Source organism: Ancylobacter sp. (assembly GCF_965279025.1).
Taxonomy (GTDB): Bacteria; Pseudomonadota; Alphaproteobacteria; order Rhizobiales; family Xanthobacteraceae; genus Ancylobacter.
In genome coordinates, this window is the sequence record NZ_OZ257132.1 from 925,765 (window position 1) to 939,056 (window position 13,292).

Consider the following 13,292-nt stretch of genomic DNA (forward strand, 5'->3'; position numbering starts at 1 on the left):
CATTTTTCTGTATGGCTTTTCCCCGGAATGAATGACGGGCTCACCGGATGACCAAGGTCCTTCTCATCGACGACGACGTCGATCTCACCACGCTCCTGCAGGAATATCTTGCCGAGGAGGGCTTCGAGGTGACGACCACGAGCGATGGCCGCGCCGCGATCGCGCAAGCGGCGGCGAACAGCGTCGACATCATCGTCCTCGACATCATGATGCCGGCCATGAACGGAATCGACGTGCTGCAGCGGATCCGGCGGCTGAGCCAGGTCCCGGTGCTGATGCTGACGGCCAAGGGCGACGACGTCGATCGCATTGCCGGCCTCAATCTCGGTGCCGACGATTACGTGTCGAAGCCATGCTCGCCCGGCGAACTGGTGGCGCGGCTGAAGGCGATACTGCGCCGTTCGGGTCCCACGGGCGCCGGAACACCGCAGGATTCGCTCCGCGCGGGCGAACTTGTCATGCACCCCGGGACACGGACGGCAGATTGGCGCGGCCGGCCACTTGAGCTGACCGGCACGGAATTCAGCCTGCTCGAAGTGCTGGCCCGCCACGCCGGCCAGCTCGTCTCCAAGCAGGACATCTCGAAGCATGCCTTCGGCCGGCCGCTGACGCCCTTCGATCGGCGCATCGACGTCCATCTGAGCAGCGTCCGCCAGAAGCTCGGCATGCGGGACGACGGCCAGTCCTGGATTCAATCCGTGCGGGGTCACGGCTACCAACTGCTGCAGGATCGCTGATGCGCCGCCTGTTCTGGAAATTCTTCTCCATCATCTGGCTGACGCTGGCGGCCTCGATCCTTGGGCTGTTCCTCATCAGCCGCCTGCTCGACGCGCTGCCCTTCTCGCAGGACCTCCTGCGCCAGCAGCATGTGATCGCGCTCGATGTCACGGCCCGGCTCTTGGAGCAGGAGGGGATGGCGGCCGCCAAGGCCTACGCCCGCGCCGCGGCGGCGGTGGCGCAGCCTGTGGAACTGTCGATTTCCGAGAGCCGCACGCCGGCCGACTGCGCGCAAGGAAACGGCACGCAAGGAAACGGCACGCATATGCGCAACGTCCTGGTCGGCGAGACCTGCCATCGCGTGACGCTGATGGCGCAGGACCCCGGCGTCTTCGAGGGGACCTGGCCGAAGCTGCTGCCCTGGGCGTCCGCGCTGATCGCCAGCGCCGTTGCCGCTTTCGCGCTGGCCCGCTACCTCATTCGCCCCGTCGCCCATCTCCGCCACGGCCTGAGCGCCCTCGCCCACGGCCAGTTCGACGTGCGCATCGGCGACAAGATGGCCGGGCGCAAGGACGAGGTGGCCGCGCTCGCCCATGATTTCGACGTCAGCGCCGCCCGCCTGCAGGCCCTGCAGGAGGTTCAGCAGCGGCTGTTTCACGACGTCTCCCACGAGCTGCGCTCACCCTTGTCCCGTCTCCAGGCCGCCATCGGCGTGCTGAGGCAGAATCCGGCACGGCTCGAAACCCTGCTGGGCCGCATGGACCGGGAGATCGAGCGTATTGACGGGCTGGTCGGCGAAATCCTCACCCTCGCCCGATTGTCCGGCCGCGCGGATAATGCCGTGGTGCAGACCCTCGACGTCATCGACCTCGTCAACGAGATCGTCGATGACGCGTCATTCGAGGGCCAGACGCGCGGCATATCGGTCTCCCATGAGGGGGCCGCGACCTTCGTCGCCGACGTCGACGGCGAACTGATCTATCGCGCCTTCGAGAACGTCATACGCAATGCCCTGAAACACTCGCCGGACAATGCGCACGTCCTCATTCGTTCCCGGATCGTCGACGACGCCCTGCGCGTGACGGTGACCGATGAGGGATCGGGCGTCCCCGCGACGGATCTCGAACGAATCTTCCAGCCATTCCTGCGCGGCAGCGAGGCAGCGGCCCGAAGCGGCTATGGGCTGGGCCTCGCCATCACAAAGCGGGCGATCGAAACGCATGGCGGGCGTGTCACGGCCTCGCTGGCCGGCAGCGGCGGGCTGGAGGTCGCCCTGGAAGTTCCCAGGATGAGCCGCCGCACGACGAAAGGGGTGTTCCCCCTGCGGATCATGGAGTGAGCCAGATACTTAGAGTGAGCCAGATCCTGGAGTGAGCCAGGGGGCCACGGAAAAAAGCGTGCCGGCCCGGAATAATCCGGGCGGAGACGGGTCCAGCTTCTGACGGCGCCGCGTGCGCCGAAGGAGAAAGCCCATGCGACAACGCTCACTGGCCTTTACCGGCCTGCTGCTCGCAGCCTCCCTCGCCGGCGGCCCCGTCGCGGCACAAGACCCCGGCGCGGGCACCGCCGCGGCGTCGGCCACCGGCGCGGAAGCCCCGTTCCTCGCCGAGAATGCCGCCGCCATGGACAGGATGATGGCGGACATGGACGTAAAGCCGACCGGCGACCTCGACGCCGACTTCACGGCCATGATGATTCCCCATCACCAGGGCGCGATCGACATGGCGGTCGCCTATCTGCGCTACGGCACCAACCCGCAGCTTCGCCGCCTCGCGCAGGAGATCGTGGTGGAGCAGCAGCAGGAAATCGCCGCGATGCGGCTGGCGCTGGGACAGCCCTTGCCGCCCTCCGCGCCGGCACCGACGGCGCCCGTTTTGGCGGAGCCGGCGGCGAGCCCGGCACACGACCATTCCGCCATGCCTGACAACGCCATGTCTGCCGGCACCCCGTCCATGCCGGCGATGTCGATGCCGACGAAGTAGGAATTCCCCATGAAGAACCCTCTCCTGACCAGCCTGCTTGCGGGCGCCATGCTCGCCTGTGCCCTGCCCGCCTTCGCCGGGCAGGCGCCGTTCGCCGCCTCCGCCGCCGACATCCCGGTGAGCAGCCACGACCGCGTCTATGCCGCCGAACAGTTCTCCAACACCGTCTCCGTCACCGACCCCGCCTCCAACAGGCTGATGGGCGTCATCCGGCTGGGCGAGCCGCAGCCGATGAATTTCAGCCCGCTCTACAAGGGCCAGGTGCTGGTGCACGGCATGGGCTTTTCGCCCGACGCTAAGACCCTCGCCGTGGTGTCGATCGGCTCGAACTCGGTCACCTTCATCGACACGGCGACCAATGCGGTGAAGCACACCACCTATGTCGGGCGCTCCCCGCACGAGGCGTTCTTCACGCCCGACGGCACGGAGATCTGGGTGACGGTGCGCGGCGAGGACTATGTCGCCGTGCTGGACGGAACGACCTATGAGGAGAAGACCCGCATCAAGGTGCCGAACGGCCCGGGCATGCAGATCTTCTCGCCCGACGGAAAATACGGCTATGTCTGCTCCTCCTTCATGCCCGAGACCGTGGTGATCTCGGTCGCCGAGCACCAGATCGTCGGCCATGTGAAGCAGGAGAGCCCGTTCTGCCCCAACATCGCTGCCACGCCGGACGGCAGGCAGGTGTGGTTCACGCTGAAGGACATCGGCAAGACCCAGGTGTTCAACGCCCAGCCGCCTTTCGATGTCGTCAAGACGCTCGATACCGGGCCGATCACCAATCACGTCAACTTCGCCCGCAACGCCAATGGCACCTTCGCCTATGTGACGGTGGGCGGACTCAATGAGGTGAAGGTGTTCCGCACGGACGACTTCTCGCAGGTTGCCACCATCCCGGTCGGCAAGCTGCCGCATGGCATCTGGCCGTCGGGGGACGGGTCGCGGGTCTATGTCGGCCTTGAGAATGCCGACGGGCTCGCCGCCATCGACACCCTCACCAACACGGTGGTGGCGACCATCCCGATCGGCCAGGCGCCGCAGGCGGTGAACTATGTCCCGGGCGCCGTGCCGGAGGGAGACGGCACGCAGAACCTCCAGCCGCTCGGCGTTGCGGGCCAGGCCGCCCATCTCAGCCTCGCCGCGGAGGGCGGGGCCACGGGCAAGCCGGCGACCAGCGTCTCGCTGTTCGACCAGGGCCTGATCCAGATCCTGCAGGCTTCCGTTACCGGGCTGGCGCCGAAAAGGCCCTATGTGCTCGCGCTGGCCGGCCAGCCGGACGGCACGGGCACGCTGGAGCCTCTCGCCGCCTTCATGACCAATCCGGCCGGCTCGGCTATCGTCAACGCTGCCGGCCCAATCCGGCAGATCGTGCAGAACGATGCGCCGGCGCAGCGGCGCTATCTCGTCATCGCCGAGGGCACGAGCGTTCAGCCGGGAGCCGTGGTGCAGCGCCAGACCCGCGACTGAGAGGCTTTTGGCACGGGGCGAAGGGGATGGCCGGGCACGGCGACCTTCGTCTTGCCGATAGGAGACGGCATGGACCACGAGATGGTGCGCCTTATCGAACCGCTCATCCCCGCGTTGAGGCGCTATGCCCGCGCGCTGATGCGCGAGCGGGCGGCGGCGGATGATCTGGTGCAGGATTGCCTGGAACGGGCCATCGGCCGCTGGCACCAGCGGCGCGCCGATGGCGACACGCGGGCGTGGATCTTCACCATCCTGCACAATCTCGCCATGACGCGCCTGCGGCGTACGGCGCGGCGCCCGGTCCATGTCGCGCTCGACGATGCCGACGCCGCGAACCTTTCGCAAGCCGGTGCACAGGAGGAAGGGCTGCGCCATCGCGAACTGCTCGCCGCGCTGGCCAAGCTGCCGGACGAGCAGCGCACCGTGCTGCTGCTGGTCACCGTCGAAGAACTCTCCTATGCCGAAGCGGCGCGGGTGCTGGAGGTTCCGATCGGCACCGTGATGTCGCGGCTGTCGCGCGCCCGCGAACGCCTGGCACGGCTGATCTCGGCCGAGCCGCAGGCAAGTTTCCCGCCGTCCTATCTGCGGAGCGTCAAATGAGCTCTCGTCCCATCACCGAAGACGACCTCAACGGCCTCGTCGACCGCACGCTCGATGCCCGCCGCGAGGCCGAGGTGAGAACCTATCTCGACGCGCACCCGGAGATCGCGCGACGCGTCGCCCTTTTCAGCCAGCAGGGCGACATGTTGCGCGCGGCCTTCGCGCCGGTGATCGAGGAGCCGGTGCCGACCGAACTCGATCTCTCGCGCATGATTCAGGAACGTCGCCGCCCCGGTCAGACGCCGCGCTGGGCCATGGCGGCCGCCGCGGTGCTGCTGCTGTCGGTCGGCGTCGCCGGCGGCTGGTCGCTGCGCGGCATGGGACCTGCCACCTCTGAAGGCGTCCAGGCGCTCGCCCGCGAGGCGGTGGCGAGCTATGCGACCTTTGCCCCGGACAGAATGCGCCCGGTCGAAATCCGCGCGGACGACCGCAACGCGCTGGCGGACTGGGCCGCCACCCGCCTGGGTCGTCCGATCGGCATTCCGGACCTGACGGCGGCGGGCTACCGGTTCATGGGTGGCCGCGTGGTGCCGACCGAGCACGGCCCGGCGGCGCTGTTCATGTATGACGACGACCGGGGAACCCGGCTGGTGATGCTGGCGCGCCCGATGAAGGCGGAGCCGGACCTGCCGATGTCGCCGCATGCCGATGGCAGCCTCAATGGCTTTGCCTGGGCAGACAAGGGCCTCGGCTACAGCCTGGTCGGAGGGGTGGCGTCCGACACACTGCACCCTCTGGCGGACGAAGTGCGCCGCCAGATCCGCAGCGAGGTCTGAGTTCGCGCGTGCGAGGTCTCTCGATTCCTTACCGCTGGGATGTCTCTTCCCCGTTGGCGATAAAGGATGTCAACACGGCGTTGAACTTGGCCGGGTTTTCGAGAAACATGAAGTGCGATCCGCCGTCTTCTTCCTCGAAGATGACGGTTCGGGCACCCGGAATCGCCCGGCCCATCGCCTGCATCGCCTGCCAGGGCACGATGCTGCGGCGGGCGCCGATGCACAGGCATGGGCGCCGGATGCGTCCTATGACATCCCGCCAGTTCTTGAACGCATGGTCGTAGAGAAGCCGGGCGGCATAGGCACGTGGGAAAAGCGCATTCTGTGCAAGCACCCAGTCAAAATCGCTCTCCGGGTACTCGCGGCTGAACATCGCCGAAACGAAGGAACGGCTGAGCGGACCGCCATCCTGCGCCAGACCCATGACCAGTTCGGCAGCCTCCTGCGCCGACAGGATCGCCCCGGCATCCAGCCGCTCTTCCTCGGTCCAGCCCGGATCGGCGACGATGGCGGACGCCTGGTCGACGAAGACCATGCGCTCGACGTTGCCGTCGCCGAACTGTTCCAGATAGCTCCATATGATCGACGAACCCATGGAGTGCCCGACCAGGGTGATATCGCTGAGGGCAAGAGCGTGGATGAGATCGTCGAGATCAGCGGCCAGCCGCGAGATGCGGTAGCCATGATCCGGCTTCTCGCTGAGGCCATGCCCGCGCATGTTTACCGCGATGACGCGGTGCGTCGCGCTGAGAGCCTCGATCTGGAAAGTCCATTGCTCCGCCGTCTGCGACCAGCCGGGGATCAAGATGACCGGCTTACCCGTTCCGGCTGTCAGGTAGTGCAGGGTTACCTCGTCGGACGTTCGGACCGTGCCATCCGCCCATGACGGTCTCCCGCGGCCGCCCCCCTCACCCATGACGGATCTCCCGCACGTCCTCTAACCATCTGCGTTACCGAGTGTTTTTCGGCGACCGGCGTCCGCTCGACGGCCCATGCTTTACGGCACCGTCCCCTCCCCGCGCAACTACGATTCTCGTACGGGTGGGCACACACGTTCAAGACCGGCGACCTCTTATCCCGGTAGATGTCACGGGATGGCAGGCGCGGGTCTCGCGACTGGCCGTCTTGCAGCGAGGAGGAACTGTGCCCGTGACCGATGCGACAGGCATGCCGAGAAGGATGGAAAGCGCCCACAAGGCCTTCACCGTCGTGACCGCCGCTTCTGCCGCGATGGCGGTCTTCCTTGCCGACCTTTGGCTGCCCGTGCACAGCGCCATCGCGGCGCTCTACATCATCGTCGTGGCGATTGTCGCGGGAGGCGGGCTGCAACGGCTTATCGTTCCCGCCGGCCTGGCCTGTCTGGTTCTCGCCGCCCTCGCCTATTTCATCTCGCCGGTCATCGCGGCAAATCCGCATGCCGCACCCGATATCATCATCAGCGACCTGGTCATCGCTGCCGCGACGGCGCTCGCCTTCCGTATGACCCTGCAGCACGCGCCCTTGCTGGAACAGGCCCGCGATTCGCAGGAGCGGTACGCCGCGATCTTTCATGAATCGCCGGTTTCCATCTGGGAGTCCGATTGGACCCGCGTGCTCGCCCATTTGAGGGCAACCGGCGCGACCCCTCACGCTTTGCGGGCGAGCACCGATCAGATAGCGGTCCTGCGCAATCTCGGCTCGACCCGCATCGCCAACAAGGCGACCGCACGCCTCTTTGGTACGGAGGCTCCCGATGCCATGGTCGGGAAGACCTTCGTTTCCCACTACATGCCGTCGACCGAAGCGGCCCTCGCGGAAATCTTCGCCACTTTCCTTGAAGGCGAGCAGATGCGGGAGGTCGAAACCCAGTTCCGGACGGCACAGGGTCGCTTGATCGACGTGCTGTGGCGCGCCACGCTCCTGCCGGGCGAAAGCGAGTGGTCGCGCGTGCTGATCACCGCCATCGACGTGACGGACCGCAACAGTGCCCGCGCCAAGCTGGAGCAGGCCTCCGCCGACCTCGCGCATGCCGCGCGAGTCTCCACCCTCGGGCAGCTTTCGGCGTCGATCGCTCATGAGGTGAGCCAGCCGCTGGCCGCCATCAAGACCTATGCAGATTCCGCCAAGCGATGGCTCGCGGCGCCCACCCCGGACATGGGCGAGGTGAAGGCCTGCCTGGATGGCGTGATTGCCAACACCACGCGGGCATCCGAAACCCTGGCCCGCGTCCGGTCGCTGGCGCGCAAGGACACGCCCGAGCCCGAAGCCTTCGACCTTGCCGATCTCATCACCGAATCTGTCCGCATGCTGCAGCGCGAGGCCAACGCGCATGCAACCCATATCCGCGAGCTGATCGAACCCGGCCTGCCGGACGCCTTCGCCAACCGAGTCCAGATCCAGCAGGTCATCGTGAACCTGCTGCTCAATGCGATCCAGGCCATGGACAAGGTGGGGGGCCGACAGCGCGAAGTCGTGGTTTCGCTGACCATGGCGCAGGACCAGATGATGAATATCGACGTGCGGGACAACGGCACCGGCATCGCGCTGGAGAACCCCAACGCGATTTTCCAGCCCTTCCACACGACCAAGACCAACGGCATGGGCATGGGCCTCGCCATCTGCCGCTCCATCGTCGAGGCACATGGCGGGGCCATCCGGGCCGACAACAACAGCGCCATCGGCGCGACGGTGTCGTTCACCGTGCCATCCGAAGTGCGCGCCGCCGATGCGCGCCAACGCCGCTCGCCGGCCCATGACGGCCGGACCACGGACGACATGGCCGGCGCGACAATCGCCGCCAGCGATCGGCATCGACACGGGCGGGATTCGCAGGGCTCAGCGCCTCCGACAAAGCACTGACCCGCCGTCCCTCCGTCTTTCGGCGATGGACGAGCCTGGCGCGGCTGGCTACAGCCCCGGCGCTGCTAGCGGGCGAATTGCTCGCGTTGTTTTACGAGTTCGTCGAGCAGTTGCTGCTGCTGCGCAATCCTGTTGGCGGCCAGATCTTCGTCGGCGGCGCCGGAATAGGCTGCGGCCTGCTCGGTCAGTTCCGACAGGTTGCTGCGCAGGATGGCGATACGTTCATCAAGCTCGATAAGAGCTGCGGCATCCGGCATGGCGATATCCTCCCGTTGAGACGGCGGCAAAACCGCCGCCTTGCAATTACGTACGCCGCACTCGCGCTCCGGCGGCATCGGCTCGACGGGATTATATGGCCCGGCTCTGCCTCTCCTGCCAGCGGATGGCGTTCGATTTCATTCTGGCCAGTGTCGAAGCCTGCCGGCCTTTGAGCCGCTCGGCACCAGTGTTGCGCCGGCGATGCTGGGCCGCGCTCGATGGCATATCTTTCGTGAATGACGGGCGCCCTTTCGCTTCGCATGACAGCCGCGCGTGCCGGCCCCGGCGGCAACGTCTTCCAACGATTCATGTCAGCCTCGGTGGCGGCCGAGTTCGTGAGGTCCGGTTTGCCGTTGCCTCGCAGGTGAACCGGGCGCCCGTCAGGCCCCGCAAACTCAAGTATGAGGCGACCAACCCAACGGCCGATTTCAGCCGTTCCCCCCGCGCTCTAGCGTCAATGGCGTGATGACGGCGGCGTCCACCTCGGTTCCTTCCCAGGCAACTACGTAAAGCCTCCGCCAATCTCCAACCCTTGCCCTCCGAGGAGCTCCCGCCATGACCAGTGTCCCGCCGAAAACCCGCCAGATCGCACCGCTGCGCACCCCCACCGACCTCGGCGAGGACGCCACGCGCGACATCGCCGCCGCCCTGACCTCGCTGCTGGCGGACGTGTTCGCGCTCTATCTGAAGACCAAGAACTTCCACTGGCACATGTCCGGCCCGCATTTCCGCGACTACCACCTGATGCTCGACGACCAGGGCGACCAGCTCTTCGCCATGACTGACGACATTGCCGAGCGCGCCCGCAAGATCGGCGGCACCACCCTGCGCTCCATCGGCCATATCCAGCGGCTGCAGCGCATTCCCGACAACGACGCCGACTATGTAACGGCCTCGGACATGCTGGCCGAGCTCGCCCAGGACAACCAGCAGCTCACCGGTTTTCTCCGCGCCACCCATGCCGTCGCCGACGAATATAACGACGTCGCCACCGCCAGCGTGATCGAGAACTGGATCGACGAGACCGAGCGGCGGACCTGGTTCCTCTACGAGGCCACGCGTTCCAACCACTGAGTGTACCCAGCAGTCCCGGCCGGCCGGTGCTCGCACCGGCCGTTACCCCTCTCATGTGGAGCTGACGCGATGCCCGATGTGAACGCCTCCCCCTCGGCCGGCCCGCTCGCCGCCGGCCAGGTGGCACCGGACTTCATCCTTGCCTCGACCCCGGACCAGTTGCTGTCGCTTTCCGATCTCAAGGGGCAACCCGTCATCCTCGCCTTCTACCCGGCGGACTGGAGCCCGGTGTGTGGCGACCAGATGGGGCTCTACAACGAGGTGCTGTCCGAATTCCACCGCTACGGCGCCCAACTCCTCGGCATCTCGACCGATGGCGTCTGGTGTCACGCCGCCTTCGCCGGCGAGCGCAAGCTGCATTTCCCGCTGCTCGCCGATTTCGAGCCCAAGGGCGGCGTCGCCCGGCGCTACGGCGTCTATCGCGAGCATGAAGGCACCTCGGAGCGCGCCCTTTTCGTGATCGACGGCGAAGGCATCATCCGCTGGAGCTACGTCTCCCCGGTCGGCCTCAACCCCGGCGCCGACGGAATCCTCGATGCGCTGGACGCACTGGCCACCCCGCCGCGCCATGCGGGAGCCGTGTCATGAGCCGTCTTGCAATACCTGTGAGTGCCGACGAACTGGCCCTCGGCCCGGCCGACGCGCCGGTCACGCTCATCGAATATGGCGACTATGAGTGCCCCTATTGCGGCGAGGCCTACCCGGTGCTCAAGGCGGTGCAGCAGGCCATGGGCGACCGGCTGCGCTTCGTGTTCCGCAACTTCCCGTTGGTCGAGGCCCATCCCCATGCCGGGCGCGCCGCCGAATTCGCCGAGGCAGCGGCCAGCGTCGGCCGGTTCTGGGAAGCGCACGACATGCTCTACGAGCATCAGGACGCGCTCGACGACGCGAGCCTGCTGGCCTATGGCCGCGCCCTCGGCATTGACGAGGCGGTGCTGCAGGCGGGCTTCGAGGGACGTTTCGACGCCAAGATCCGCCATGATTTCACCAGCGGCGTGCGCAGCGGCGTCAATGGCACGCCGTGCCTGTTCATCAACGGCCATCGCTATGACGGCCCGCGCGAGGTCGACACGCTTCTCGCCGTGCTCCAGCAGGCGGCGGAGATGCCGGCCTGACAGGGCGCCCTGCTCAACATGCCGCTGAGGGGATCGCGCCCCTTGGCTTCACTCCCCTCAGCCAAAGGCAGGAATGCGATGTCGGAATCGGAAATCACCCAGGACGCACGGCCACTGCCCGCCATGGCCGGTTTCGGCACCACCTTTGCCATGGCCGCGGCGGCCGGCATCGCGGTGGCCAATATCTATTACAACCAGCCCATGCTGGCGCTGATCGAGCAGGACCTGCCGGGCCAACTGTCGGGCGCCATTCCCACCGCGACGCAGCTCGGCTACGCGATCGGTCTCTTCCTGCTGGTGCCGCTGGGCGATCTGGTGGAGCGCCGGCGTCTCATCATCCTCCAATTCGTCGCGCTTGCCGCGGCGCTGGTTCTGGCGGCGATCGCGCCGAGCGCGCTGCTCGTCGTTCTGGCCTCGCTGGCCGTCGGTCTGGCCGCAACGGTGGCGCAGCAGATCGTGCCGCTCGCCGCGCATATGGCGGCGCCCGAACGGCGGGGCGCCACGGTGGGCACCGTGATGGCCGGCCTGCTCACCGGCATCCTGCTCAGCCGCACGCTGGCGGGCTTCGTCGCCACCCATGGCGGCTGGCGCGAGATGTTCTGGCTGGCCGTGCCGATGGCGCTGGCCGCCGCCGGGCTGATGGCGGCGATCCTGCCGCGCAGCACCCCCGATTCCACCTTGAGCTATGGTCGCCTGCTGCACTCGATCGTGCATCTCTGGTCCGAATTTGCGGCGCTGCGCTTGGCGGCGCTGACGCAGGCGGCGCTGTTCGCGGCCTTCACGGTGTTCTGGACCATTCTCGCCTTCCGGCTGGAGCAGCCGCGCTTCGGCCTCGGCGCGGACATTGCCGGTCTGTTCGGCCTCGTCGGCGCCGTCGGCGTGCTGGCCGCGCCGATTGCCGGCCGTTTTGCCGACCGGCAAGGTCCGACCAAGGCTGTCGTCCTCGGGGTTGCGGTCACGCTGGTCTCCTGGATCGTCTTCGGCGCCTGGGGATCGCTGGCCGGCTTGGTGGTCGGCGTGATCCTGCTGGATTTCGGCATGCAGACCGCCCTCGTCTCCAACCAGCATATCGTCTTCTCGCTGCGGCCGGCCGCCCGCGCCCGGCTCAACACCGTGCTCATGGGCGCCATGTTCCTGGGCGGCTCGCTCGGCTCGGCCCTCGCCACCCTCGCCTGGGGCGCCGGCGGCTGGCTGCTGGTATGTGTCCTCGGCACCGCCTTCGCGGCCGTTGCGGCCGGGCTGCAACTGCTGGCGTGGTCCCGCCGCTGAGCGCTCCTGCCGGCGCATATCCCCCGCGCCGGCAGTCTGCGCATCTTGGCTGCCGCGTCGGCGGCTAACCCAATGACTGCCCCAGCCTCTTGCCGTAAGCGACGATGGAGCGCCCGACAGGCGCGCGTTCCGCCTCATAGGCGGCGAGCGCGGCGTCGATGTCGGGTCTCGCGCGCAAGGCATTGCGAAGCGCGAAAGCGTCGCCCGCCGCCTTGGCGACGCCCATTGCCGTATGCGGTCGCGCCACGAACGCCGCGTCCCCCATCAGTGCGACGCGGCCGGCCACCATATGCGCCGGCGCGTAGTCGAAGATGGCGTGAATGAACGGCCGGGGCTCGGCCGTCACCGCCGCTGCGAAAGAAGGCGGCAGCAGCCGCGCGGCATCCGCCCGCATGGTGGCGACGATGTCGGGCCGCATCTGGCCCGGCGCCAGGGAAAAGGAACGGCGCTCGCCGCCGATGTCGGTCAGCACGCCATCCAGTTCATCCCGCATGTAGCGCCGGTACCAGACCCAGTTGTAGCGACGACGTCCGACGGCGGTCGAACCGTCCGGGCCGGTAACGAGATAGCCCAGGATGTGTGATCCCGGCATCTCATAGAAGGCGAAGCGATCGAACAGCTGGCCGGCGGCGGCCGGCGGCACTTCCCGTTCGGGCACCAGCCCGCGCCAGGTTGCATAGCCGACATACTCCGGCAGGGACTGCGGCCCGACAACGCTGGCCCGCACCGCCGAGCCGATGCCATCGGCGCCGATCAGCACATCGGCATGTTCCTCGCCGCCATCGGCGTAGCGCACCCGGACGCCATCGGCCTCCTTGACGACCGCGACGGCACGCCGGCCGGTCTGGTAGCGGCCTTCGGGAACCAGATTGCGGAAGGTGCGGAACAGCACGTCCCAGGACAATTGGGTCTGCGGCGTCGGCTGCCGGCTGATGATGGTGCCGGCGCGGTCGAGATAGATCCGCTCGCGGGCCTCGACACCGATCTGCGCGACATGCTCGACGCCAACCTCGCGGAGAATGTCGAACACCTCGCGCTGGGCCACGAGACCGGCGCCGCGCCCTTCCAGCCCCTGCACCGAGCGTTCGGTGATGGTGACATCGAAGCCGGCACGGGCCAGCAGGACGCCCGCGAACAGGCCTCCCATCGAGCCGCCGACGATGAGAATGCGCGCGCTCATGATCCGTAATTTTCTC

The 13,292-nt window shown here is 67.4% G+C and carries 14 protein-coding genes; 11 read left to right on the forward strand and 3 right to left on the reverse strand.

The window, feature by feature from the left end; translation table 11 throughout:
- Nucleotides 1-47 precede the first annotated feature (47 nt).
- The 6 genes from ACQY76_RS04285 (at nucleotide 48) to ACQY76_RS04310 (ending at nucleotide 5,542) form a co-directional block, all read left to right on the forward strand.
- Nucleotides 48-737 carry a response regulator gene (locus ACQY76_RS04285; protein ID WP_428031673.1) on the forward strand — a complete coding sequence of 230 codons (690 nt, stop codon included), beginning with the start codon at nucleotides 48-50 and terminating at the stop codon, nucleotides 735-737.
- Complete coding sequence (locus tag ACQY76_RS04290; RefSeq protein ID WP_428031674.1) at nucleotides 737-2,056, forward strand: HAMP domain-containing sensor histidine kinase; 1,320 nt, start codon at nucleotides 737-739, stop codon at nucleotides 2,054-2,056. The genes ACQY76_RS04285 and ACQY76_RS04290 overlap by 1 nt, the downstream gene beginning before the upstream one ends.
- A gap of 133 nt (nucleotides 2,057-2,189) precedes the next feature.
- Complete coding sequence (locus ACQY76_RS04295; protein WP_428031675.1) at nucleotides 2,190-2,699, forward strand: DUF305 domain-containing protein; 510 nt, start codon at nucleotides 2,190-2,192, stop codon at nucleotides 2,697-2,699.
- 9 nt (nucleotides 2,700-2,708) lie between these two features.
- Nucleotides 2,709-4,166 (forward strand): YncE family protein, encoded by a 1,458-nt coding sequence (locus ACQY76_RS04300; RefSeq protein WP_428031676.1) that lies wholly within the window; start codon nucleotides 2,709-2,711, stop codon nucleotides 4,164-4,166.
- 69 nt (nucleotides 4,167-4,235) lie between these two features.
- Entirely contained in the window at nucleotides 4,236-4,766 is a 531-nt protein-coding gene (locus ACQY76_RS04305) for an RNA polymerase sigma factor (protein WP_428031677.1), read from the forward strand.
- On the forward strand, nucleotides 4,763-5,542 hold the full coding sequence (locus ACQY76_RS04310) for an anti-sigma factor family protein (protein ID WP_428031678.1): 780 nt from the start codon (nucleotides 4,763-4,765) through the stop codon (nucleotides 5,540-5,542). Before ACQY76_RS04305 ends, ACQY76_RS04310 begins: the two co-directional genes overlap by 4 nt.
- 28 nt (nucleotides 5,543-5,570) lie before the next feature.
- Here ACQY76_RS04310 and ACQY76_RS04315 read toward each other — a convergent pair whose 3' ends face one another.
- Entirely contained in the window at nucleotides 5,571-6,458 is an 888-nt protein-coding gene (locus ACQY76_RS04315) for an alpha/beta fold hydrolase (protein WP_428031679.1), read from the reverse strand.
- A 125-nt stretch (nucleotides 6,459-6,583) separates the two neighbouring features.
- Here ACQY76_RS04315 and ACQY76_RS04320 point away from each other — a divergent pair, with 125 nt between their 5' ends.
- Nucleotides 6,584-8,380 (forward strand): sensor histidine kinase, encoded by a 1,797-nt coding sequence (locus tag ACQY76_RS04320; RefSeq protein ID WP_428031680.1) that lies wholly within the window; start codon nucleotides 6,584-6,586, stop codon nucleotides 8,378-8,380.
- A 65-nt stretch (nucleotides 8,381-8,445) separates the two neighbouring features.
- Here ACQY76_RS04320 and ACQY76_RS04325 read toward each other — a convergent pair whose 3' ends face one another.
- Entirely contained in the window at nucleotides 8,446-8,637 is a 192-nt protein-coding gene (locus ACQY76_RS04325; protein ID WP_428031681.1) for a hypothetical protein, read from the reverse strand.
- A gap of 556 nt (nucleotides 8,638-9,193) precedes the next feature.
- Here ACQY76_RS04325 and ACQY76_RS04330 point away from each other — a divergent pair.
- The 4 genes from ACQY76_RS04330 to ACQY76_RS04345 all read left to right on the forward strand — a co-directional run bounded on the left by ACQY76_RS04330 (nucleotide 9,194) and on the right by ACQY76_RS04345 (nucleotide 12,096).
- The gene (locus tag ACQY76_RS04330) at nucleotides 9,194-9,712 is read left to right on the forward strand and encodes a Dps family protein (RefSeq protein WP_428031682.1); all 519 of its coding nucleotides are present in this window, start codon (nucleotides 9,194-9,196) and stop codon (nucleotides 9,710-9,712) included.
- A 69-nt stretch (nucleotides 9,713-9,781) separates the two neighbouring features.
- Entirely contained in the window at nucleotides 9,782-10,300 is a 519-nt protein-coding gene (locus ACQY76_RS04335) for a redoxin domain-containing protein (RefSeq protein WP_428031683.1), read from the forward strand.
- A complete protein-coding gene (locus ACQY76_RS04340; protein WP_428031684.1) occupies nucleotides 10,297-10,827 on the forward strand; it encodes a DsbA family protein in 531 nt (176 codons plus the stop codon). Before ACQY76_RS04335 ends, ACQY76_RS04340 begins: the two co-directional genes overlap by 4 nt.
- Nucleotides 10,828-10,905: 78 nt before the next feature.
- Nucleotides 10,906-12,096 (forward strand): MFS transporter, encoded by a 1,191-nt coding sequence (locus ACQY76_RS04345; RefSeq protein WP_428031685.1) that lies wholly within the window; start codon nucleotides 10,906-10,908, stop codon nucleotides 12,094-12,096.
- Between the two features lie 64 nt (nucleotides 12,097-12,160).
- Here ACQY76_RS04345 and ACQY76_RS04350 read toward each other — a convergent pair whose 3' ends face one another.
- The gene (locus ACQY76_RS04350; RefSeq protein WP_428031686.1) at nucleotides 12,161-13,276 is read right to left on the reverse strand and encodes an FAD binding domain-containing protein; all 1,116 of its coding nucleotides are present in this window, start codon (nucleotides 13,274-13,276) and stop codon (nucleotides 12,161-12,163) included.
- Nucleotides 13,277-13,292: the final 16 nt, after the last annotated feature.